The organism is Pseudomonas sp. A0308 (assembly GCF_044218815.1).
Taxonomy (GTDB): domain Bacteria; phylum Pseudomonadota; class Gammaproteobacteria; order Pseudomonadales; family Pseudomonadaceae; genus Aquipseudomonas; species Aquipseudomonas iridis.
In genome coordinates this window covers 2,248,478-2,270,600 of the sequence record NZ_CP162581.1, presented here as the reverse complement: position 1 = coordinate 2,270,600, position 22,123 = coordinate 2,248,478, and the positions used below count along the sequence as shown (strand labels likewise).

Sequence of the window (22,123 nt, the reverse complement as noted above, 5' to 3'; positions counted from 1 at the left end):
CCGTTCAGTCATCAAGCTGGCTGGCAATGCAACTACGCGATCGACTGCGCCGACTAGACTGATGACACGAGCAGAACAATAAGAAAGCAGAGGTGCACACAGTGAGCGTAGCCCCCGTCCAGTCGTCCCTTAATGTCAAAGAGCAGGTCAGCGCCGCCGAGTGGCAGACCCGCGTCGATCTCGCCGCTTGCTATCGTCTGGTCGCGTCGCATGGCTGGGACGATCTGATCTTCACGCACATTTCTGCCAAGGTGCCGGGCACCGAAGATTTTCTGATCAATCCGTTCGGCCTGATGTTCCACGAAATCACCGCGTCGAGCCTGGTGAAAGTCGATCAGGCCGGCAACAAACTCATGGACAGCCCCTACGAAATCAACCCGGCGGGCTACACTATCCACAGCGCCGTGCATGAAGTGCGGCACGATGTGGTTTGCGTGCTGCATACGCACACCGCTTCGGGCGTGGCGGTGTCGGCGCAAAGGCAAGGCGTGTTGCCGATCAGCCAACAGTCGCTGTTCGTGCTGTCGAGCCTGGCGTATCACGGCTATGAGGGCGTGGCGCTGAACCACGAAGAGAAGGCGCGCTTGCAGGCCGACCTTGGCGAGAACAATTTCCTCATGCTGCATAACCACGGTCTGCTGACCTGTGGCGGCACCATCGCTGATACCTTCCTGATGATGTTCACCTTCCAGCGCGCCTGCGACATTCAGGTGATGGCCCAGACCGGCGGCGCTGAACTGATCGCCATCGAACCGCAGATTCTGGCAGGCGCCAAGGCAATGATCGCCGGCGTGACCAAAAGTGCTCAAGGCATGGGTGGCGCGCTGGCTTGGCCGGCGCTGCTGCGCAAACTCGATAAACACGACCCTGGATATAAACTCTAATGCCTCTTGCCGAGATTCCACTGTGTGTCTGGCGTAAACGCAGCCAGACGTTTGTCTTTCGAGGTCAGACGATCCGTTACTGGATGACGGGGCAGGGTGAGCCGCTGCTGCTGATCCATGGCTTCCCGACCGCCAGTTGGGATTGGCATTACCTGTGGCAACCACTGGCCCAGCGTTATCGAATGATCGCTTGCGACATGCTGGGTTTCGGCGATTCGGCCAAACCGGCCAATCACCGCTACAGCCTGCTTGAGCAGGCCGATCTGCAACAGGCGTTGCTCGCGCATTTGCAGGTCGAACAGCCTGTTCACATCCTCGCTCACGATTATGGCGATAGCGTCGCGCAGGAACTGCTAGCCCGGCACTACGAAGACAAGATCGAGATTGCCAGTTGCGTGTTCCTCAACGGTGGTTTGTTTCCGGAAACCCATCGTCCGGTACTGATGCAAAAACTGTTGCTCAGCCCATTGGGCTGGATGATCGGCCGTGCCTTTACCCGCGATGCATTGGTGAAAAGCTTTCGCCAGATTTTCGGTCCGCTGACCGGGCCGACCGAGAGCGAGCTGGACGATTTCTGGAGCCTGGTCGACAGCAATCACGGCCCGCGCATCATGCACAAGCTGATTAACTACATCCCCGAACGGCGGGAGCAGCGTGATCGCTGGGTGGCGGCGATGCAGCGCGGCGAAGTGCCGATGCGGGTGATCGATGGTGAAGTCGATCCGGTCTCGGGTGCGCACATGGTCGAGCGCTATCGGGAATTGATACCGGATGCCGACACCGTGCTGTTGCCGAATATTGGCCACTATCCGCAGATCGAAGCGCCGGTGCACGTGCTCAAGCACTACCTGGCGTTTCGTGACCGTTTTGCGCTGCCACCGCGCAAAGTGGCGTGTTCCTGACAGATCTTTTGGTCTTTTAATTGCGCTGCACATCATCCCCCAGCCTTATCGCGCACCATTCAGCCCCAGCCGTGTTCGTTGTGACCGAAAGCCCCGTGCCTGACACTCGGGGTCACTGTCCCTTGGCCTGCTGGAGTTGCCGCGATGAATGAGTCTGTGCGTTTCGAAGATAAAGTCGTGATTGTCACCGGAGCCGGCGGCGGCCTCGGACGGGCGCACGCTTTGCTGTTCGCCAAACAGGGCGCCAAGGTGCTGGTCAACGACCTCGGCGGCTCGACTCAGGGCGAAGGCGCCAACGCTTCTGCGGCTGATCGCGTGGTCGCGGAAATTCGTGAAGCCGGCGGCATCGCCGAAGCCAACCACGACTCGGTTACCGACGGCGACAAACTGGTGCAGAACGCGCTGGATGTTTTCGGCCGCGTCGACGTCGTGGTCAACAACGCCGGGATCCTGCGCGACAAGACCTTCCACAAAATGGACGACGCCGATTGGGATCTGGTCTACCGCGTCCACGTCGAAGGCGCCTACAAAGTCACCCGCGCCGCATGGCCGCATCTGCGCGAGCAAAACTACGGCCGAGTGATCTTCACTGCTTCAACTTCAGGCATCTACGGCAATTTCGGCCAGTCCAACTACGGCATGGCCAAGCTCGGTCTATACGGGCTGACCCGCACTTTGGCCATCGAGGGCCGCAAGAACAACATCCTCGTGAACGCCATCGCGCCAACCGGCGGCACGCGCATGACCGAAGGACTGATCCCGCCGCAAGTGTTCGAGCAACTGAAACCGGAACTGGTCAGCCCGTTGGTGGTGTATCTGGCCAGTGAGCAGTGCCAGGAGACTTCCGGATTGTTCGAAGTCGGCGGTGGCTGGATGGGCAAGGTGCGTTGGGAGCGCAGCCTCGGTGCCGGGTTTGATCCACGGGTGGGTTTCTCGCCGGAAGATGTAGCGGCGCACTGGCAGCAGATTTGTGATTTCGAAGGGGCGGCGCATCCGAAGGACAATATTGAGGCACTGAAGGAGATGATGGCGAATTTGCAGAAGTATTCACTCTGATCGCGATTGCTCTTCGACAGGGCTTGCTCAAGTCCTGTCGCCCCGCACTGCCTCCTCTGCCTGAAAATCGATCGCCCATAAAAAAGGCCGCTGCAAACGCAGCGGCCAAGGTAAGACGTTGGATCAAGGAGCTACAAATCAACGTCAGTGAACACCGGGGCGATAAACCGAATCATCGATTCATCTGAAATCTGTCAACAGTGGCCTGAATTGCTCAGTAGCCAAGGCTGGGGGCTTTTCGGCGTGTCCCGTGAAAGCCCGCTCAGAATACGGTTTCAGCCCTGTAGGAAAAATACCGATTCCAGACATGCACTGTTACGGGGCATGCAACAGTCTACAGAGGCTGATGTGCACCATGCGCGGCACTGATGATCCTCTATCCAGCCGATCCATGATCGATGCAAAGCCGCGTGCTGCATGGACATTCATCCTTTCGAGCGACAGCGCGAATACCTCCTTGGTGCGCTTATCTACCCCGTCGCGCGGCAGTAGGGTGAGGCCTTCTGTCACTCACCGGGGAAGACGCATGACAACAAAAACAATGCGCGCCATCTTCACACCGCAGGCGCTGGCAGCCGCGGTGGCTCTGGGTTGCTGTGCCCAGGCGCACGCGGTCGCTTTTAATATCGGAGAAATCGAAGGCACGTTCGATTCGTCGTTGTCGGTCGGTGCGAGTTGGGGCATGCGCGATGCCGACAAGTCGCTGGTCGGTACTGTCAACGGTGGGACCGGGCAATCCTCGACCGGTGATGACGGGCGTTTGAACTTCAAGAAGGGCGAGACCTTCTCGAAAATCGTCAAAGGCATTCACGATCTCGAACTCAAGTACGGCGATACCGGTGTGTTCGTGCGTGGCAAATATTGGTACGACTTCGAACTCAAGGACGAAGACCGCGAGTTCAAGCAGATCAGCGACAGTGGCCGCAAGGAAGGCGCCAAATCATCTGGCGCGCAGATTCTCGATGCATTCGTCTATCACAACTATTCCATCGGCGATCTGCCGGGCACGGTGCGCGCCGGTAAACAAGTGGTCAGTTGGGGCGAAAGTACTTTCATCGGCAACTCGATCAACAGTATCAACCCGATCGACGTGTCGGCATTCCGTCGCCCCGGTGCGGAGATCAAGGAAGGCTTGATTCCGGTGAACATGTTGTTCGGCTCCCAGGGCTTGACTGACCAGTTGAGCATCGAAGGCTTCTATCAACTGGAGTGGGACCAGACCGTTGTCGACAACTGCGGCACGTTCTTCGGCGTCGACGTGGTGGCGGACGGCTGCACCAGCGGCTACACCGTCGGTAACCCGGCGATTGCGCCGTTGGTGCCGTTGACCACCGCGTTTGGCCAGGGCATTCAGGTCACCCGCGAAGGCGTGGTCATCCCGCGTGGCGGCGACCGCGATGCGCGGGATTCCGGGCAGTGGGGCACGGCATTGCGCTGGCTCGGCGACGACACCGAGTACGGCCTCTATTTCATGAACTACCACAGCCGCACGCCAACAGTCGGCACCACCACGGCAGGGCTTTCGACTCTGGCGGCATTGCCGGGCATGGTCGGCATCGCCAACCAGTTGGCACCCGGCAGCGGTTCGGGCCTGGCGCAAAGTGTGATGCTCGGGCGCGGTGGCTACTACCTTGAATACCCGGAAGACATCCGCCTGTACGGCGCGAGTTTCTCTACCACGCTGCCCACCGGCACCGCATGGACCGGCGAGATCAGCTACCGGCCGAACGCTCCGGTGCAAGTCAGCACCAATGACCTGACGCTGGCTTTGCTCAACCCGATCGCTGGCGGCGCAGCTTCGCCGATCGCCACCTCGCCGGGTTCGGACAACACGGGGTACCGTCGCAAGGAAGTGACGCAGATCCAGAGCACCCTGACGCACTTCTTCGACCAAGTGCTGGGCGCCCAACGCCTGACCCTGGTCGGTGAAGCGGCGGTGGTGCGGGTCGGCGGTCTGGAGTCGCGCAGCAAGCTGCGTTATGGCCGCGATTCGGTGTACGGCCAGTACGGGTTTGGTGGCGACACGGGCGGCTTCGTCACCTCGACTTCGTGGGGCTATCGCGGCCGCGCCATCCTCGATTACGCCAACGTGATTGGCGGGGTTAACCTCAAACCCAACCTGTCTTGGTCGCACGACGTCGCCGGTTATGGCCCCAACGGCCTGTTCAACGAAGGCGCCAAAGTGATCAGCGTCGGCGTCGATGCTGACTACCGCAACACCTACACCGCGAGCCTCAGTTACACCGACTTTTTCGGTGGCGACTACAACGTCCTCGAAGACCGTGACTTCGTCGCTCTGAGCTTCGGCGTGAACTTCTGATCTGCCCGAGAAGGATGAAAGCAATGCGCAAAATGATTCTGCAATGCAGTGTGCTGGCCCTGAGTCTGTTGGCGGCCAACGTGATGGCGGCGGTGTCGCCGGATGAGGCGAACAAACTCGGCACCAGCCTGACCCCGCTCGGCGCCGAGAAGGCCGGCAACGCCGACGGCTCGATCCCGGCATGGACGGGCGGCCTCGCGAAAAACGCCGGTGCGGTAGACAGTAAAGGCTTTCTTGCTGACCCGTTTGCCAATGAAAAACCGCTGTTCACCATCACCGCCGCCAACGTCGATCAGTACAAAAGCAAACTGTCTGAAGGTCAGGTAGCGATGTTCAAACGCTATCCGCAGACCTACAAGATCCCGGTCTACCCGACCCATCGTACCGTCGCCGCACCACCGCAAATCTACGAATCGGCCAAGCGCAGCGCCCTTAACGTCACCACCATCAACGACGGTAACGGCCTGGCCAACTTCACCGGCAATCGCTACTACGCCTTCCCGATTCCGAAGAATGGCGTGGAAGTCTTGTGGAACCACATCACCCGTTATCACGGCGGCAACGTGAAGCGGATCATCACCCAGGTGACGCCGCAAACCAACGGCAGCTACACGCCGATCCGCTTCGAAGAAGAGATCGCCGTGCCGCAACTGATGAAAGATATCGACCCGGAAAAAGCCGCCAACGTGCTGACCTTCTTCAAGCAGTCTGTGACGGCTCCAGCGCGACTGGCCGGTAACGTGCTGCTGGTGCACGAAACCCTCGATCAGGTGAAGGAGCCGCGCCTGGCATGGATTTACAACGCCGGTCAGCGTCGCGTACGTCGCGCGCCGCAAGTGGCATACGACGGCCCGGGGACCGCCGCCGATGGCCTGCGCACTTCGGACAACTTCGACATGTTCTCCGGTGCGCCGGATCGTTACGACTGGAAACTGGTCGGCAAAAAGGAAATGTACATTCCGTACAACAGCTACAAACTCGACTCGCCGAAGCTCAAGTACGACGACATCGTCAAGGCCGGGCACATCAATCAGGACCTGACGCGTTATGAGCTGCACCGCGTCTGGGAAGTGATCGGCACGGTCAAGGCGAACGAGCGGCACATCTACGCCAAGCGCCACATGTACATCGACGAGGACAGCTGGCAAGTGGCGCTCGCCGATCACTACGACGGTCGCGGGCAGCTGTGGCGCGTCGCCGAAGGTCACGCTGAGTACTACTACGATCACCAGACTCAGGCCTACACCCTCGAAGCGCTCTACGACATTATTGCCGGCCGCTACATCGCGCTGGGGATGAAGAACGAAGAGAAGCACAGCTATGAATTCGGCTTCGAAGCCAAGGCTGCCGATTACACGCCATCGGCCCTGCGTGCAGAGGGTGTGCGGTAACGGTTCTGATACATCGGCTGAACAAAAGGCGACCGCATGGTCGCCTTTTTTATGGCCGCCAATCAGCGTGCTGAATACTTGTCAACAAGCTGTCGGGAGAGGGCTAGGGTGAGCTCACAACTATAAAAAGGCTCATCCGATGACCGCCATGACAGCTTGTCTGGATCGCCCCGGTTTTCTCCCCAGACTGTCCTCCCATCACCAAAGACGCACGCGATTGAGCGAGCCATTGCTGGAATCGGTGGCACGGGTCAGGCTCATCTGTGCGCCCGCCGGCAGCGGCAAGAGCGCGTTGCTCGCCGAGTGCCTGCTTCAGGCGCCGCCACACTGCGAAGTGTGCTGGCTACCGCTGGCGGGTGCCGCAATGAGGGTCGACGAATTTTGTCTGCGATTGGCACGGGCGTTGGGACTGGCAGACACAACGGAGTCCGGCCTGGTGGCTGCGCTGAGTCGCTGGTCGTTGCCGACCTGGCTGTTTATCGATGACTACTGTCGGCTGCCGGATCCAGCGCTGGATGCGTTGCTCGACCGCTTGCTGACGGTCAGTAGTCCGGCGCTCACCTGGTGGATCGGCACCCGTCGACGGCCGCAATGCAACTGGCCGCGGCTGTTGCTCGACGACGAACTGTACGAATGCGAATCCCCGACGCTGGCCCTGACCCCGGACGAAATCGCCCAGGCGCTGCGACATCTGTCGCCCGAGCAGGCTGGCAGTGTTGCTGCACGTATCGTCCAGCGTACCGGCGGTTGGTGCGCCGGGGTGCGCATGGCGCTGCTGCAAAAGTGTGACTGGTCACAAAGTAATCAGCCGCAGCAACGGGTCGATACGCTGCTGGATTATCTGCAACACGAACTCTTCAATAGCCTCACACCGGAGCTGGCCGAGAACTGGCGGGTGCTCGCGCATTTGCCGCGCTTCAATGCCGAGTTGTGTGAGCATCTGTTCGGCGCCGGGGAGGGCGCACAGTGCCTGCGCACGTTGCAAACACTGGGCTGCTTTATCGAGCCGTGGCACGACTCGGCCGACTGGCTGCAGGTTTTTCCACCGTTGTCGCGGGTGATGCGCGACGAACAATGGCCCGCAGGTCGTTCCTGGCATCGGCGGGCGTGTCAGTGGTTTTCCTGGCGGCAGGATTGGCGTTCGGCCTTCGAGCAAGCCTTGCTCGCCGAAGAACATGAAATCGCCGTCAGCCTGTTGCAGCACTTCAGTTTCGAGCATTTGTTTGAAGAGCAAACCGTGGTCCTGTTACTGCAATTGCATGAGCATCAGGGTGAAGAGTTGACCCTGAGCACGCCGCAGCTGGTCGGTCTGATTACAGCTGCATTGCTCTTCGCCGGTCGTTTTGAACAGGCGGCGCAATGCATCGAGCATTTAGGGCGGTTCATGCCGCAGCCTTCGCCAGCTCATGAGCGGCAATTGATTGCGCGTTGGCAAACGTTGAAAGGCTGGTTACTGCATTTGGAAGGGCGGATGGAGAGCGCTCACGAATACTTTTCGCAAGCGTTGGAGGCACTCGATTTCGATAACTGGATCGCTCGGGTGATGTGTTTGTCAGGGTTGACCCAGCAGGCTTTGTTGCGTGGCGAACTGGACGTCGCCCACGCCCGTAATCGTCAGGCACTGTGCCTGGCACGGGCGCAAGGCTCGCTGGTTTTCGAAGCTCTGCTGGAGCTTGATCACGGGCAACTGCTCGAACAGCGCGGCTCGGCGCCTCGGGCTGAAAGTCTTTTGGCAGGCGTACATGATTTACTCGTCCGGCAACCGAACCGCCTGACCCCACTGTTGGGACGGATTGCGCTGCGTCGCGGGCGTCTTGCGCTGAGTCAGGGCCTGGATGTCTTGGCGGCGGATTTTTTCCAGTCCGGTCTGGACGGTTGCGGGCGCAATCATGACAAGCGTGCCCTCTACGGCTATCTGGGGCTGGCGCAACTGGCTGCCAATCAGGCGGATTACGAGAAAGCGTTCGTCTGGCTGCGTGATGCGGAGCGAATGATGCAGCAACGGCAGATTCCGGACACGGTTTATCGCGGCGTGGTGTTGCAAGTCAGCAGTCTTTTCTGGCTGCAGCAGGGCCGTTATGAGCTGGCGTGCGAGGCGATGACACGCCTGTTACGGCACTATCAAGGAGCGGACGCCTTACAGGCGCCGCCGGCGACACTCGAGTTGATACCCCGCGTCGAGTACTTGTTGATCCTTGCCGAGGTAGGTTCAGGATCGGCTCGCGACCCGATGGGCCGGTTACAGCGTCTGCTCGAAACGGCGCAGCGCTGCAGGATGCTCATTCTGGAAACCGACTTGCATCTGGCGATGGCCGAAGTTGCCTTTTCCCAGGGTGATCAGACTTCGGCGTGCGCCTGCTTACAGCAGGGTCTGGCGCTGGGCCGTCAATATGGGCTGCATCAGGCGTTGCGTGAGCTGCAACTGCGCCACCCGGGGCTGTCGCAAGTACTGGCAAACACGGTTTCGGAGCCGGTCACTGTTGAAGTGGCGAGCGGCAGTGGTTTGCTCAGTCAGCGTGAGCTGGAGGTTTTGCGCTTGATTGCCAGGGGCCATTCCAATCAACAGATTGCAGATGAGCTGTTTATTTCTCTGCACACGGTAAAGACTCACGCCAGGCGGATACACGGAAAACTGGGCGTCGAGCGAAGAACCCAGGCTGTAGCCAGTGCCAAGCTGCTGGGGCTTGAGCTGTAGCAAGGGTTATCAAAGAAGCTCTGCAAGAGGCCGCGGCGGGCGACAGCAAAACCGGGTTGCTGTAACCCTTCACAAAGTCGCTGACCGGCGGATCGACGCAGGCGCCTACGCGTCAAACCCCATCCGCCAACTCACGGCCCGCGTCGCAGCCAACAATCGCTGCGCCGCCGGGCCGTTTTCGTCGGCATGGAACAACGAAGTCGGGCCGACGATGGTCAGCACCGCCGCAACTTGTCCCACGGCATTGAAAACGGGTGCCGACAAGGCATCCACACCCGGCATCAGCAAGCCGTGGACATGATGCAGGCCGCGCGCGCGGATCTGTTCGCACAATGTCGCGTAGGCAGTTTCGTCCTTCAGCGGATGCTCGGCGACGGCGATTTCCCGCTCGCGCAATTCGTCGGTTTCCCGATGCGGCAGGTAGGCGCTGAACACCAGTCCTGTCGAGGAACTGAGCAGCGGCAGCACCGAACCCAATTGCGTGACCACCGTCACTGCACGCACCGCCGGTTCGATGTGCACCACGGTTGCTCCCTGATTGCCCCACACGGCGAGGAAACAGGTTTCGTTGAGTTCGTCGCGCAGTTCCGACAGGGGCAGGGCGGCGACTTTCAGCACGTCCATACTGTTGAGTGCCGCCAGGCCCACGCGCAGGGCTTCGCGGCCCAGACCGTAGTGGTTGGTCGCCGGGTTTTGCTCGGCGAAGCCGCTGGCAATCAACGCCTGCAAGTAGCGGTGAACCTTGCTCGCCGGCATCTGCACGTGTTCGGCCAGGCGCGACAGCGAGGTGGACGGCGACAACTCGGCCAAAGCCTTGAGGATGTCGGTGCCGACCTCGGCGGAGCGGACTTTCTGTTTGCCGTTACTGTCGCTGGTTTTTTCCATGGTGCGGCCGGTTCCAATACGAATGGGCGTCTTTATAGCTTGACGCTGGATAGCGAGCAAATTACGTTATGCGTAATCGAATTACGATAATAACAACCCCGGCGTGCCGAAACCTCTGAGCCAGAGCGATGGGCCACTGCCGACTCCCTGTTCAGGAGGCTCCATGAACCTCGATTCAACCGCGTCGACGCTGGCTTATCAGTCCGGTTTCGGCAACGAATTCAGCACTGAAGCGTTGCCCGGCGCGCTGCCCGTCGGCCAGAACTCCCCGCAAAAAGCTCCCTACGGCCTGTACACCGAATTGTTTTCCGGCACTGCGTTCACCATGACCCGCAGCGAAGCGCGGCGCACCTGGATGTACCGGATTCAGCCGTCGGCCAATCACCCGGCGTTCGTCAAACTGGAGCGGCAACTGGCCGGTGGGCCTTTGGGTGAAGTAACCCCCAATCGCCTGCGCTGGAATCCGCTGGACATGCCGGCCGAACCGACCGATTTCATCGATGGACTGGTGAGCATGGCGGCCAATTCCGGCGCCGAGAAACCTTCGGGCATCAGCATCTATAACTACGTGGCCAACCGCTCGATGGAGCGGGTGTTTTTCAATGCTGACGGCGAACTGCTGCTGGTGCCGCAACTGGGGCGTCTGCGCATTGCCACCGAGTTGGGCGTGCTGGAAGTCTCGCCGCTGGAAATTGCCGTGCTGCCACGGGGCCTGAAATTCCGCATCGAATTGCTCGACCCGCAAGCGCGCGGCTATGTTGCCGAGAACCATGGCGCGCCGCTGCGCCTGCCGGACCTGGGGCCGATCGGCAGCAACGGTCTGGCCAATCCGCGTGACTTCCTCACCCCGGTCGCCGCTTACGAAAACCTGCAACAACCCACCACGCTGGTGCAGAAATTCCTCGGCCAGTTGTGGGCCACCGAGCTCAATCATTCGCCGCTGAACGTAGTGGCCTGGCACGGTAATAACGTGCCGTATAAATATGATCTGCGCCGATTCAACACCATCGGTACGGTCAGTTTTGATCACCCCGACCCGTCGATCTTCACCGTGTTGACCTCGCCGACCAGCGTGCATGGCCTGGCCAACCTCGACTTCGTGATTTTCCCGCCACGCTGGATGGTGGCTGAGAACACCTTCCGTCCACCGTGGTTCCACCGCAATCTGATGAACGAATTCATGGGCCTGATTCAGGGCGAATACGACGCCAAGGCCGAAGGCTTCGTGCCCGGCGGCGCCTCGCTGCACAGCTGCATGAGTGCTCACGGCCCGGACGGCGAGACCTGCACCAAAGCGATCAACGCCGAGCTTGCACCCGCGAAAATCGACAACACCATGGCCTTCATGTTCGAGACCAGCCAAGTGCTGCGCCCAAGCCGCTTCGCCCTCGACTGCCCACAACTGCAACCCCATTACGACGCATGCTGGGCCACGTTGCCCGCCACGTTCGACCCGACCCGGAGATAACCCATGACTCAGAATTCCATCACCCGCAGCTGGGTTGCGTCGGCCAACGGCCACGCCGATTTCCCGCTGCAGAACCTGCCACTGGGTGTTTTCAGCATCAACGGTTCAGAACCGCGCAGCGGTGTGGCCATTGGTGACCACATCTTCGATCTGCAAGTTGCCCTTGAAGCCGGTCTGTTCGATGGCGCCGCTCGCAGCGCTGTGGAAGCCACCCGTGGCGGCCAGTTGAATGCCTTCTTCGACCTCGGTCGTGAGGCGCGGGTTGCCCTGCGTGAACGTCTGCTGGAACTGTTCAGCGAAACCAGCACCCAGCGCGGCGACATCGAAGCTCAAGGTGCGAAGCTGCTGCCATTGGCCGCCGATTGCCAGATGCATCTGCCGGCGCGCATCAGCGATTACACCGACTTCTACGTCGGCATCGAGCACGCGCAGAACGTCGGCAAACTGTTCCGTCCGGACAACCCGCTGCTGCCAAACTACAAGCACGTGCCGATCGGCTATCACGGTCGCGCGTCCACTGTGCGTGCGTCCGGCACCGACGTCCGTCGTCCTAAAGGCCAGACCCTGCCGGCCGGTGCTACCGAGCCGACTTTCGGCCCATGCGCGCGTCTGGATTATGAGCTGGAGCTGGGCATCTGGATCGGTCAGGGCAACGAGATGGGCGACTCGATCGCCATCGGTGATGCGGCCGAACACATCGCCGGTTTCTGCCTGCTCAACGACTGGTCGGCTCGCGACATCCAGGCCTGGGAATACCAGCCGCTGGGGCCGTTTTTGTCCAAGAGTTTCATCACCAGCGTCTCGCCGTGGGTCGTCACTGCCGAAGCGCTGGAGCCGTTCCGCACCGCACAACCGGCACGTCCGCAAGGCGATCCGCAGCCACTGCCGTACCTGTTCGACAAGCGCGATCAGGACGGCGGTGCATTCGACATCGAACTGGAAGTGCTGCTGCTCACCGAAACCATGCGCGAGCAGAATCTGCCGGCTCATCGCCTGACCCTGAGCAACACCCGCTACATGTACTGGACCGTCGCGCAAATGGTCGCGCATCACAGCGTCAACGGTTGCCAGTTGCAGGCCGGTGACCTGTTCGGTTCGGGCACGCTGTCCGGTCCTGAAAACGGTCAGTTCGGCAGCCTGCTGGAAATCACCGAGGGTGGTAAAAAGCCGATCGAACTGGCGTCCGGCGAAGTGCGTAAATTCCTTGAAGATGGCGACGAAATCATTCTGCGCGCGCGTTGTGCCCGTGATGGTTTCGCCTCGATCGGCTTTGGCGAATGCCGCGGCAAAGTGCTGGCGGCGCGCTGACAGGAGCGGCTCATGGATCTCTACACCTATTACCGCTCGACCTCGTCGTATCGGGTGCGGATCGCACTGGCGCTAAAAGGTCTCGACTATCAGGCGTTGCCGGTCAACTTGATCGCGGCGCCCGGTGGCGAACATCGGCAGCCGGCGTATCTGGCGATCAATCCGCAGGGCCGCGTGCCGGCCTTGCGCACCGATGACGGCGAGCTGCTGATCCAGTCACCGGCGATCATCGAGTACCTGGAGGAACGTTATCCACAGGTGCCGCTACTCCCCGAAGACCTCGCTGCCCGCGCCCATGTACGCGGCGTGGCGGCGGTGATCGGTTGCGATGTGCATCCGCTGCACAACGTCAGCGTGCTCAATCGACTGCGGCAGTCGGGGCATGACGAACCGCAGGTCATGGAGTGGATCAGTCATTGGATCAGCCAGGGGCTGACGACGGTGGAACAGTTGATTGGCGATAGCGGATTCTGTTTCGGTGAGTGGCCGTGCGTGGCGGACGTGTACCTGATTCCGCAGTTGTACGCGGCCGAGCGCTTCAATGTTTCGCTTGAGGCTTATCCGCGGATTTGTCGTGTTTCGGAATTGGCGGCCGAACATCCAGCGTTCATCCAGGCTCACCCGTCCAACCAGCCAGATACACCGTAAGCCTTACCAAAAAACCTGTGGGAGCGGGCTTGCCCGCGATAGCGATTTGGCAGGCACATTTATGTCGGATGGGCTGCCATCATCGCGGGCAAGCCCGCTCCCACAGGGTTTGTGTTGCACCACCACCAAACCATAAAAACAAAAAGGTACCTCGCGATGCACAACCAGATTGCCAGCTTTCGGGCGGCACTCGACGCCCGTCCTGTGTCCCGATATCAGTGGTTGCTCTTGATCCTGCTCGCCTTGTTGCTGGTCACCGATGGTTATGACGCCCAAGTGCTCGGCTACGTGGTGCCGGCGCTGGCGCAGGATTGGGGTCTGGAAAAATCCGCCTTCGGACCTGTATTCAGTGCCAACCTGCTAGGCCTCACCATTGGCTCCCTCGCAGTGACACCGCTGGCCGACCGTTTTGGTGTGCGGCGAATTCTGCTTGCTTGCGTGCTGATCTATGCCAGTTTGACCCTGCAGATGGTGTTCGCCGACTCCCTCAATTCCCTGATGGTCGCGCGCTTTATCTGCGGCATCGGCATGGGCGGTGCAATGCCTAGCGCGATGGCGCTGATGTCGGATTATTCGCCACCACGTTTGCGCACCTTGATGGTCACGCTGGCAGCTTGTGGCTTCTCGTTTGGTGGTGCGGCAGGTGGTTTTGTTGCCGCCGGTTTCATCGATCAGTTCGGTTGGCAGGCCGTGTTCCTCGCCGGCGGTGTGACGCCGCTGCTGCTGTTTCCGTTTCTCTGGTGGGTGCTGCCCGAATCCTTGCCGCGCCTGCTGCGTGATCAGCCACCTTATGCGCGGCTGCGCAGAGTTACCGGGCGAATGTTGCCGGACTGGCAACCTCCGCTGGCCTCGGTCGAACAGAATGAACGCGAGCAGGGCAGTAAACTGACCGTGGTCGAACTGTTCCGCAATGGTTATGCGCGGCCAACCTTACTGATTTGGGCGACGTTCTTCGTCAGCCTGATCTTGCTGTACTTCATGATCAGTTGGTTGCCGTCGCTGCTGCTGGAAAGTGGCCTGAAACTTAACGAAGCCAATCTGGTGACGTCGATGTTCCTGTTCGCCGGCACCCTGGGTGCGATTTGCATGGCCTGGTTCGCCGACCGTTTGAAACGCAAGGTGCGACTGTTGTCCGGCGTGCTTGCAGGCGCTGCGCTGTGCACGATTGTGCTGGGGCTTAACCACGACAATCCGCGTTATCTGGTGGCCTGCGTCTTTGCTGCCGGGTTCTGCATCATTGGCGGGCAACTGACGCTGAACGCTTTCGCCAGCAACTTCTACCCGGCGCATGTGCGCGCCACCGGCACCGGTTGGGCATTGGGTGTAGGGCGATTTGGTTCGATTCTCGGGCCATTGTTCGGCAGCCTGTTGCTGGCGATGCACATTCCGGTGCAGCAGATTTTCTTCTTCTGCGCGATTCCGGCCGTCATCGCCGCACTGCTGATCATCCAGGTTCGTTCGCCCTCGGAAACCGCCGGGCAGCCGGTGGTGGAGCAAGCACTGAAAAGCTGAAGATCAAAAGATCGCAGCCTGCGGCAGCTCCTACATTGGGAAGGTGTACACCTGCAGGAGCTGCCGAAGGCTCGGGCCGCGATCGGACGATCTTTTGCTGTTAGTGGACGACTGAATTCGGCGGCAGATGCCCGAGTCGTTCGGTCAGGCGCAGCCGTTGGATCGGGTCATCGCTGAGCAACAACGCGTGTTCCAGATCAAACCGCTCGGCGTTCGGGCAGTCGAGCCGCTGATACAGGCTGGCCCGAGCCAGATAATCGGCGGCGCCGGCATCGCCCAGTTCGAGCACGCGTTCGGCGTCAATCAGCGCGGCGATGAAGTCATCCTGAGTCAGGTGAAGCTGGCGCAAATTGCGCGACAGGCGCTGCAGCATCTGCACCGGCGTGGCAGTCAACAAATGCTCGGCATTGAGTTTCATGTTGGGCCCGTACTGGCGCTGCAACAGCTCACGACAGTCGTTGGGGTACAAGCGGCGACCGCCGCACGGATCGAGCAGATGATCGGCACCGGGCACGCGCAACAGGAAGTGCCCGGGGAAGTTGACCCCGACCAGGGGAATCTCCAGACCACGCGCCAGTTCCAGTGCAATCAATGCCAGCGCCAGCGGCTGCCCGCGACGGGTCTGCAAGACTTTATGTATTAAAGCGGCCTGCGGACGGAGCGGGGTGAAGTCATCCATGGCAAAGCCCAGATCATTCATGCGCCGCAATAACGGTTGCGCCAACTCGCTGACTGGCAACATCGGCAAACCATAGCTGACACGCTGTTGCAGATCCTTGAACTCCACAAGCAGCGCCTCGGGGTCGACTGCTTTTTCGTGCTCGGCGGCCATCCACAGCGCGGCTTCGAACAGCGCGGGCGGTGAACGGTGCAGGCACTCGAAAAAGCGTTGGCGCGGACTCATCGAAATCTCCGTGGAATGCCTCGTTTTAGCCCCGTCCGTGGCATTCGTCCAGTGGCTCGGTGAACAGGTCGAGAGATATGCCGTAAAGCCGTCGTCTGCACGCCTGCTTATTCCGGTGCGCTCCAGCAATTTTCAGGCGCAAGCCTATACTGGCGTTCTACAAGAAGTGATTCGGGAGCCCAACGATGTTTGCGCTCATGCAAAGCACTCGCCTGGAATCGCTGCACCTTAGCGTCGACCCGGTTTGCGGGTTGAAGGCGGTCATTGCCATCCATAACAGCCGCCTGGGCCCAGCCCTGGGCGGGTGTCGTTATCTTGCCTACCCCAACGACGACTCCGCCGTCGAAGACGCCATTCGCCTAGCTCAGGGCATGAGCTACAAGGCCGCGTTGGCGGGTTTGCCGCAGGGCGGTGGGGTTGCGGTCATCGTGCGCCCGATTCATGTTGAAAATCGTGCAGCGCTGTTCGAAGCCTTCGGTCGTTGCATCGACCAGCTCGACGGTCGCTACATCACCGCCATCGACAGCGGCACTTCGGTGGCGGACATGGATTGCATCGCCCAACAGACCCAACACGTCACCAGCACCACCTCGGCCGGCGATCCGGCGCCGCACGCGGCGATGGGTGTGTTCGCCGGCATTCGTGCCACGGCGATGGCGCGCCTGGGCAGTGACAACCTCGAAGGCTTGCGCGTGGCGATTCAGGGCCTGGGCAATGTCGGTTATGCATTGGCCGAGCAACTGCACGCCGCCGGCGCCGAGTTGCTGGTCAGCGACATCGACCACGGCAAGGTGCAACTGGCGATGGAACAGCTTAATGCTCACCCTATCGCCAACGATGCGTTGCTCAGCACGCCGTGCGACATCCTTGCGCCGTGTGGTCTGGGCGGTGTGCTCAATAGCCATTCGGTGGCGCAACTGCGCTGCGCGGCGGTGGCCGGTTCGGCGAACAATCAGCTGACGCATCTGGATGTGGCCGATCAACTGGAACGGCGCGGCATTCTTTATGCGCCGGATTATGTGATCAATGCGGGTGGGCTGATTTACGTCTCGCTGAAACATCGCGGTGAGGAATTGACCACCATTACCGCGCACCTGTCGAAAATCAGCTCGCGGCTGACTGAAGTTTTTGCCCATGCGCAGGCGGAGAAACGTTCACCGGCACGGGTGGCGGATGAGTTGGCGGAAAGAGTTTTGTATCGCTGAGTTTCGCAGGCATGAAAAAGGCCCTGAGCCATTTGACTCAGGGCCTATTCAATTCGGGCATCAACTACTTTGCAGCTTTCGCCGCTTTGGCTGGCTTGACCGGCGCTTCGGCAGATTCTTCCGACTCGGCTTTTTCGACCGGCTCGGCCGGCGCATTGATCAGCTCCGACAGTGCATCAGGCTGGCTCTTGAAGGCCCGGGCGAATACATCGCGGTTCTTCGCCATGTAGATCCCGGCTTCTTCCACTTGCTGTTCAGTCAGGGACGGAACGGCTTTTTGCAACACATCGGCCAGATATTCGGCCAGTTCGAGCATTTTGTCATGACGGTCAGCTTCGGCTTTATCCATGAACAAGCGCTCCAGATCTCGGCTGCTGCGGTATACCACTTCGACGGCCATTCACCACCTCACATGCCTTCACATTTAGTTGTCTTTGCGACTACTGTATCTATATACAGCGAAAAGGATAAGCGAATCCCTGCGCTTTGGGTAGTGGCATTTCAATGTAGACCGAATTCAGGGTTTGTCAGTCGAGCCGTGTGACTGCGATTCGCAAGCAGGCTCACCCCACCTGAGCAGGGCATGTGCGACCAAACGCCACAGCGCGGGTTTTGCGGCACATCGCCATGATGCGTGGCCCTGTTTCTGCATGAAATCAGGCGCGTGCAGAAAACCGTCACGTCCAACACGCATCATCCGCTCGAATCGGGCTAAGGAACATCATCGTGAAAATCAACTGGGCCGAGAAACTGCGGCAAAAAGTGCATCAACTGGCCGAGTCCCTGGGCAACCTGTTCGTCGAGACTTTTCACTACCTGGCGCTGTTCGCCATTGGTGCGGTGACCGCGTATGCAGCGGTGATGGAGTTTCTCGGGATGCTCGAAGTCGGGCACATCAAGATCGATGACATTCTGTTGCTGTTCATCTATCTGGAACTGGGGGCGATGGTCGGGATTTATTTCAAGACCAACCACATGCCGGTGCGCTTCCTGATCTACGTGGCGATCACTGCGCTGACGCGACTGCTGATCTCCAATGTCTCGCACCACAATCCGCCGGACATGGGCATCATCTACCTGTGCGGCGGCATTCTGCTGCTGGCATTTTCGATTCTGGTGGTGCGTTACGCGTCGTCGCAATTTCCCTCGGTGAAAATCGAATACCCGCAACGCAAAGTCGGTACGGGTTCGAGTGAGCATCCCGATGTCGAGAAGGGCGAACTCTAAAGACCGGCCGATGGCCGAGGCTGGCCTTTGATCTGTGGCGGTGGCGGGGTCAGCCCGTCGCCGCTGGTCATGGCTTCGAGAATCGCCATGGCGCTGTGGCCCTGTTCGATGGCGATACCGAACTGAATGCTTTGCACCAGCAGCTTGAGGCGTTTAGGGTCATTGCGCTGTTCGGCGCTGATCATCCGCTTGGCCACGATCCGGCCGCTGTTGGACAGGGTCAGCATGATGCTGCCGTCCAGACCTTGAATGCTCAGGTTGATCTGATAGTCCGGCGCGAAGGCATCGGTAATGATCTGAAAAGGATTGTCCATGATGCGTCACCGCCTGATTGAACGTGCAGTTGTTGACCGGCCGTCATCGGGTTGGTTCGCCCAACCAGACCATCGGCCATTCCTTGGCCATTTCGCCAAATCGCCTCTGTGTAGAGGTAGCAAGGTGCATGCCGGGAAAATTGTCGAACAATGAATCCGGCAATAACAAGGCGAGCACTGGGCTCGCCTTGTTCATTTCTGGTCTATTTTCGGGCAGGTGAGCGCAGACAGTGCAGTCAGGCGGATCAGCACTCCACCCAGTTCACCGCCAGACCGCCTCGTGAAGTCTCTTTGTATTTGTCATGCATGTCGGCGCCGGTATCGCGCATGGTGCGGATCACCCGGTCGAGTGAGATGAAGTGGTTGCCGTCGCCACGCAGGGCCATTTGTGTGGCATTGATGGCCTTCACCGCAGCGATCGCATTGCGTTCGATGCACGGCACTTGCACGAGGCCGCCGACCGGATCGCAGGTCAGGCCAAGGTTGTGTTCCAGGCCGATTTCGGCTGCGTTTTCCAGTTGCTCGGGAGTGGCGCCGAGTATTTCGGCCAGACCGGCGGCAGCCATGGCGCAGGCCGAGCCGACTTCGCCCTGACAACCGACTTCGGCGCCAGAGATCGACGCATTTTTCTTGCACAGAATGCCGACGGCCGCCGCGGACAGGAAGAAAGCGACGACGTCATCGTCAGACGCCTCCGGGTTGAATTTCATGTAGTAGTGCAAAACCGCCGGAATGATCCCCGCTGCGCCGTTGGTCGGCGCGGTGACCATGCGCCCGCCGGCAGCGTTTTCTTCGTTGACGGCGAGGGCGAACAGGTTGACCCATTCCATCGCCGACAGCGTCGAGCTGATCACATTCGGTTTGCCGATTTCCAGCAGGCTGCGATGCAGTTTTGCTGCACGGCGCGGCACCTTCAGACCGCCGGGGAGGATTCCTTCGTGGCGCAGGCCCTGCTCGACGCACTCGCGCATCACCGACCAGATATGCAGCAAACCCTGACGGATGTCCGCATCGCTGCGCCAGGCACGCTCATTGGCCATCATCAGCTCGGACACCCGCAGGTTGTGCTGCTTGCACAGCGACAACAACTCGGCGGCGCTGGAAAAATCGTAAGGCAACACTACGTCACCCGACGGCGCGACACCTGACTCAGCTTCCGCCGCTTCGATGATGAAGCCGCCGCCGACCGAGTAGTACGTCTGCGTAAACAGCTCGGCAGATTCGCCAAAGGCTGTCAGCGACATGGCATTGGGGTGGTAGGGCAGGCTCTCGTCCAGCAGCAGGAGATCGCGTTGCCAGTCGAAGGCAATCGACCGTCCGTCGGCGAGGGGCAGTTGCCCGGTGTGGCGCAGCTGCTCGATGCGCGCATCGATGGTCGTCGGGTCGATGCTGTCCGGCCATTCGCCCATCAGGCCCATGATCGTGGCGCGGTCGGTGGCGTGACCCACGCCGGTGGCCGACAGCGACCCGTACAAACGGATTTCAACGCGGCACACATCATTGAGCAGACGTTGATCGCTCAGCGCTTGAGCAAAGGTCGCGGCGGCGCGCATCGGGCCGACGGTGTGGGAACTGGACGGGCCGATGCCCACTTTGAATAGATCGAAAACACTGATAGCCATGCTAAACCCTTACAAGCAATGGAGGAGGAATCGCTGCCATTTTTTGTCGGACAAGCGCAATGTCGGCGATACTGCCTCGCTCGGTCGGACGTGACCAACGAAACTTCCTAAGACAGCCTTTAGCAGGACTAAACGATGAGTCGTCAATTGCATGCGCAGACCTACGTCTGGCTGCAGGTGTTTTCCTGTGCCGCGCGGCACCTTTCCTTCACCCGTTGTGCTGAAGAGCTGCACATCACGCCGGGCGCGGTCAGCCAGCAAATCCGCCAATTGGAAGAGCGCCTCGGCTTTCGGCTGTTTCACCGGCGTGCGCGGGGCGTGGAATTGAGTGCGGAAGGCCAGCGGCTGGCGATTACGGTAAATGAGGCGTACGGCAGCATCGACGCCGAATTGCGTCGACTGGATGCCGGGATGATCAGCGGGATCCTGCGGGTGCGTTCCATTCCATCGTTCCTCAGCAAATGGCTGACGCCGCGTTTGCCGCGTTTGCAGCAGCGTTACCCGGACATCCAGTTGCGACTGGTGGCCGAGGACAGCAGCGTGCCGTTGCATGAGGGCGATTTCGATTTGGCCATCGACCTGAACGACGGCAGTTATCCGGGATTGTTATCCACAGCGTTGCTCGATGAGCAGATTTTCCCGGTGTGCGCGCCAAGCCTCTTGCGCGGGCGCCCGCCACTGCACGGGCCGGTGGACCTGGTGCATTTCCCCTTGCTGCACGACATCACCGCCTGGCGCGGCAGTTATGAATATGCGGAATGGGAATTTTATTTGAATGCGATCGGCTTCGAAGGCGCCGACGTGCGGCGTGGGCATACCTTCAATCGCAATCACCTGACCATCGAAGCGGCAATCGCCGGCATGGGCGTCGCGATTGCGCGGCGCACATTGCTCAATGATGAGCTGGAGCGGGGAGCGTTGATCGTACCGTTCGGGCTGTCGGTGCCCAATCACAAACGTTACGTGTTGCTGTATGCGCCGGGCGCGTTGAGTCATCCGGGCGTGCGTGCAGTGCACGACTGGCTGGTAGAGGAGGCAGGGATTTTTCGCGGCTTGCACCCGTTGAACGATGGGCAATTGTGAGCAAATTTTGCAGGAAGGCATGTCGACCCAACTCCCGACCTTACCAGCGCTTTGTCCGGTTGTCCGGCTTTTTTTGCGAATGAATATTTATCTTTTTTCAGGGGTTGAAATGTTCGACGGTCGGGCCGATTGTTGTAACCAAGGGGTCAGGAAATTCAATTCGAGGCCTCTCGCGAGCTAGCTGAAATAAGGGATGAACTATGCAAATCCAAGTCAACAGCGATAACCATATTCAAAGTAGTCAACGACTGGAGGAGTGGGTACGCACCACCATTGAGAGCACGCTCGAACGTTATGAAGAAGACCTGACCCGTGTCGAAGTCCATCTGAGCGACGAGAACGGTGACAAACCAGGTCCCCATGACTTGCGCTGCCAACTGGAAGCGCGGCCAAAAGGCCATCAACCGGTTTCCGTTACCCATAAAGCCGATTCGCTGGAACTGGCGATCGATGGCGCTGCCGAAAAACTCGAGCACGCGCTGGAACACCTTTTTGGCAAACTGCGAGGTAAACCACGCGCCGCTGTGGTGCCGTTCAGCAAAACGAACGACGCGCTGCTGGAAGAAGAGTTTCTAGAGAACGAACAGGCAGCGATCAACAGTTGATGCGCTGATTATTAAAGTCACCCAATGAGAACGGGCCTGCTGATGCAGGCCCGTTTTTGTTTGTGGTGTTGCCAAGTGTTGTGCACGGCTCAGG

Annotated in this window: 18 protein-coding genes and 1 pseudogene; 14 read left to right on the top strand and 5 right to left on the bottom strand. The window is 59.8% G+C overall.

Features of this window, described 5'->3' with window-relative positions:
• Positions 1-101: 101 nt before the first annotated feature.
• From AB4P92_RS10600 to AB4P92_RS10575, 6 genes are all read left to right on the top strand, one after another.
• Positions 102-884 carry a class II aldolase/adducin family protein gene (locus tag AB4P92_RS10600; protein ID WP_042557705.1) on the top strand — a complete coding sequence of 261 codons (783 nt, stop codon included), beginning with the start codon at positions 102-104 and terminating at the stop codon, positions 882-884.
• On the top strand, positions 884-1,786 hold the full coding sequence (locus AB4P92_RS10595; RefSeq protein WP_261736743.1) for an alpha/beta fold hydrolase: 903 nt from the start codon (positions 884-886) through the stop codon (positions 1,784-1,786). Before AB4P92_RS10600 ends, AB4P92_RS10595 begins: the two co-directional genes overlap by 1 nt.
• A 144-nt stretch (positions 1,787-1,930) precedes the next feature.
• Positions 1,931-2,842 (top strand): SDR family oxidoreductase, encoded by a 912-nt coding sequence (locus AB4P92_RS10590; protein ID WP_115147443.1) that lies wholly within the window; start codon positions 1,931-1,933, stop codon positions 2,840-2,842.
• A gap of 526 nt (positions 2,843-3,368) precedes the next feature.
• Entirely contained in the window at positions 3,369-5,162 is a 1,794-nt protein-coding gene (locus AB4P92_RS10585) for a DUF1302 domain-containing protein (RefSeq protein ID WP_395599345.1), read from the top strand.
• Positions 5,163-5,185: 23 nt separating this feature from the next.
• On the top strand, positions 5,186-6,553 hold the full coding sequence (locus tag AB4P92_RS10580; RefSeq protein ID WP_395599344.1) for a DUF1329 domain-containing protein: 1,368 nt from the start codon (positions 5,186-5,188) through the stop codon (positions 6,551-6,553).
• A 139-nt stretch (positions 6,554-6,692) separates the two neighbouring features.
• Entirely contained in the window at positions 6,693-9,248 is a 2,556-nt protein-coding gene (locus AB4P92_RS10575) for a LuxR C-terminal-related transcriptional regulator (protein WP_395599343.1), read from the top strand.
• Positions 9,249-9,353: 105 nt separating this feature from the next.
• Here the strand turns inward: AB4P92_RS10575 and AB4P92_RS10570 are convergent, their stop codons facing one another.
• Complete coding sequence (locus tag AB4P92_RS10570; RefSeq protein WP_047299800.1) at positions 9,354-10,133, bottom strand: IclR family transcriptional regulator; 780 nt, start codon at positions 10,131-10,133, stop codon at positions 9,354-9,356.
• 163 nt (positions 10,134-10,296) lie between these two features.
• On the opposite strand from AB4P92_RS10570, the gene hmgA reads away from it, so the two are divergent.
• From hmgA to AB4P92_RS10550, 4 genes are all read left to right on the top strand, one after another.
• Positions 10,297-11,601, top strand: a complete 1,305-nt coding sequence (hmgA, locus tag AB4P92_RS10565; RefSeq protein WP_042557711.1) for a homogentisate 1,2-dioxygenase — start codon at positions 10,297-10,299, stop codon at positions 11,599-11,601.
• 3 nt (positions 11,602-11,604) lie between these two features.
• Positions 11,605-12,909 (top strand): fumarylacetoacetase, encoded by a 1,305-nt coding sequence (gene fahA, locus AB4P92_RS10560; protein WP_047299802.1) that lies wholly within the window; start codon positions 11,605-11,607, stop codon positions 12,907-12,909.
• A gap of 12 nt (positions 12,910-12,921) precedes the next feature.
• Positions 12,922-13,557, top strand: coding sequence for a maleylacetoacetate isomerase (maiA, locus tag AB4P92_RS10555; RefSeq protein ID WP_115147438.1), 636 nt, complete (start codon positions 12,922-12,924; stop codon positions 13,555-13,557).
• 156 nt (positions 13,558-13,713) lie between these two features.
• On the top strand, positions 13,714-15,069 hold the full coding sequence (locus tag AB4P92_RS10550) for an MFS transporter (protein ID WP_395599342.1): 1,356 nt from the start codon (positions 13,714-13,716) through the stop codon (positions 15,067-15,069).
• A gap of 100 nt (positions 15,070-15,169) precedes the next feature.
• On the opposite strand, the gene AB4P92_RS10545 is transcribed toward AB4P92_RS10550, so the two are convergent.
• Positions 15,170-15,973 carry a SirB1 family protein gene (locus AB4P92_RS10545; RefSeq protein ID WP_042557715.1) on the bottom strand — a complete coding sequence of 268 codons (804 nt, stop codon included), beginning with the start codon at positions 15,971-15,973 and terminating at the stop codon, positions 15,170-15,172.
• Positions 15,974-16,158: 185 nt separating this feature from the next.
• Between AB4P92_RS10545 and AB4P92_RS10540 the strand changes: the two genes are divergently transcribed.
• Positions 16,159-17,178: a Glu/Leu/Phe/Val dehydrogenase dimerization domain-containing protein gene (locus AB4P92_RS10540; protein ID WP_150595001.1), complete on the top strand. Its 1,020-nt coding sequence runs from the start codon at positions 16,159-16,161 to the stop codon at positions 17,176-17,178.
• Between the two features lie 145 nt (positions 17,179-17,323).
• Here AB4P92_RS10540 and AB4P92_RS10535 read toward each other — a convergent pair.
• A pseudogene (locus AB4P92_RS10535) lies at positions 17,324-17,578 on the bottom strand (YebG family protein); the annotation flags it as partial.
• A 326-nt stretch (positions 17,579-17,904) separates the two neighbouring features.
• Here AB4P92_RS10535 and AB4P92_RS10530 point away from each other — a divergent pair.
• Entirely contained in the window at positions 17,905-18,405 is a 501-nt protein-coding gene (locus AB4P92_RS10530) for a phosphate-starvation-inducible protein PsiE (RefSeq protein ID WP_261736739.1), read from the top strand.
• Here AB4P92_RS10530 and AB4P92_RS10525 read toward each other — a convergent pair.
• Both AB4P92_RS10525 and AB4P92_RS10520 read right to left on the bottom strand, forming a co-directional pair.
• Positions 18,402-18,719, bottom strand: coding sequence for a DUF3509 domain-containing protein (locus tag AB4P92_RS10525; RefSeq protein ID WP_047299804.1), 318 nt, complete (start codon positions 18,717-18,719; stop codon positions 18,402-18,404). The two genes, AB4P92_RS10530 and AB4P92_RS10525, sit on opposite strands and share 4 nt — an antisense overlap.
• Positions 18,720-18,964: 245 nt before the next feature.
• Entirely contained in the window at positions 18,965-20,341 is a 1,377-nt protein-coding gene (locus AB4P92_RS10520) for an L-serine ammonia-lyase (protein WP_042557720.1), read from the bottom strand.
• 135 nt (positions 20,342-20,476) lie between these two features.
• Between AB4P92_RS10520 and AB4P92_RS10515 the strand changes: the two genes are divergently transcribed.
• Positions 20,477-21,424 carry a LysR substrate-binding domain-containing protein gene (locus AB4P92_RS10515; protein WP_042557721.1) on the top strand — a complete coding sequence of 316 codons (948 nt, stop codon included), beginning with the start codon at positions 20,477-20,479 and terminating at the stop codon, positions 21,422-21,424.
• Between the two features lie 200 nt (positions 21,425-21,624).
• Positions 21,625-22,029: an HPF/RaiA family ribosome-associated protein gene (locus tag AB4P92_RS10510; RefSeq protein ID WP_047299805.1), complete on the top strand. Its 405-nt coding sequence runs from the start codon at positions 21,625-21,627 to the stop codon at positions 22,027-22,029.
• Positions 22,030-22,123 lie beyond the last annotated feature (94 nt).

Coding starts and splice junctions, on each gene's coding strand:
- AB4P92_RS10540 (WP_150595001.1), top strand. CDS start 16,159: ATGTTTGCGCTCATGCAAAGCACTCGCCTGGAATCGCTGCACCTTAGC.
- AB4P92_RS10570 (WP_047299800.1), bottom strand. CDS start 10,133: ATGGAAAAAACCAGCGACAGTAACGGCAAACAGAAAGTCCGCTCCGCC.
- AB4P92_RS10580 (WP_395599344.1), top strand. CDS start 5,186: ATGCGCAAAATGATTCTGCAATGCAGTGTGCTGGCCCTGAGTCTGTTG.
- AB4P92_RS10520 (WP_042557720.1), bottom strand. CDS start 20,341: ATGGCTATCAGTGTTTTCGATCTATTCAAAGTGGGCATCGGCCCGTCC.
- maiA (WP_115147438.1), top strand. CDS start 12,922: ATGGATCTCTACACCTATTACCGCTCGACCTCGTCGTATCGGGTGCGG.
- AB4P92_RS10545 (WP_042557715.1), bottom strand. CDS start 15,973: ATGAGTCCGCGCCAACGCTTTTTCGAGTGCCTGCACCGTTCACCGCCC.
- AB4P92_RS10510 (WP_047299805.1), top strand. CDS start 21,625: ATGCAAATCCAAGTCAACAGCGATAACCATATTCAAAGTAGTCAACGA.
- AB4P92_RS10595 (WP_261736743.1), top strand. CDS start 884: ATGCCTCTTGCCGAGATTCCACTGTGTGTCTGGCGTAAACGCAGCCAG.
- AB4P92_RS10515 (WP_042557721.1), top strand. CDS start 20,477: ATGAGTCGTCAATTGCATGCGCAGACCTACGTCTGGCTGCAGGTGTTT.
- hmgA (WP_042557711.1), top strand. CDS start 10,297: ATGAACCTCGATTCAACCGCGTCGACGCTGGCTTATCAGTCCGGTTTC.
- AB4P92_RS10550 (WP_395599342.1), top strand. CDS start 13,714: ATGCACAACCAGATTGCCAGCTTTCGGGCGGCACTCGACGCCCGTCCT.
- fahA (WP_047299802.1), top strand. CDS start 11,605: ATGACTCAGAATTCCATCACCCGCAGCTGGGTTGCGTCGGCCAACGGC.
- AB4P92_RS10585 (WP_395599345.1), top strand. CDS start 3,369: ATGACAACAAAAACAATGCGCGCCATCTTCACACCGCAGGCGCTGGCA.
- AB4P92_RS10590 (WP_115147443.1), top strand. CDS start 1,931: ATGAATGAGTCTGTGCGTTTCGAAGATAAAGTCGTGATTGTCACCGGA.
- AB4P92_RS10525 (WP_047299804.1), bottom strand. CDS start 18,719: ATGGACAATCCTTTTCAGATCATTACCGATGCCTTCGCGCCGGACTAT.
- AB4P92_RS10575 (WP_395599343.1), top strand. CDS start 6,693: ATGACCGCCATGACAGCTTGTCTGGATCGCCCCGGTTTTCTCCCCAGA.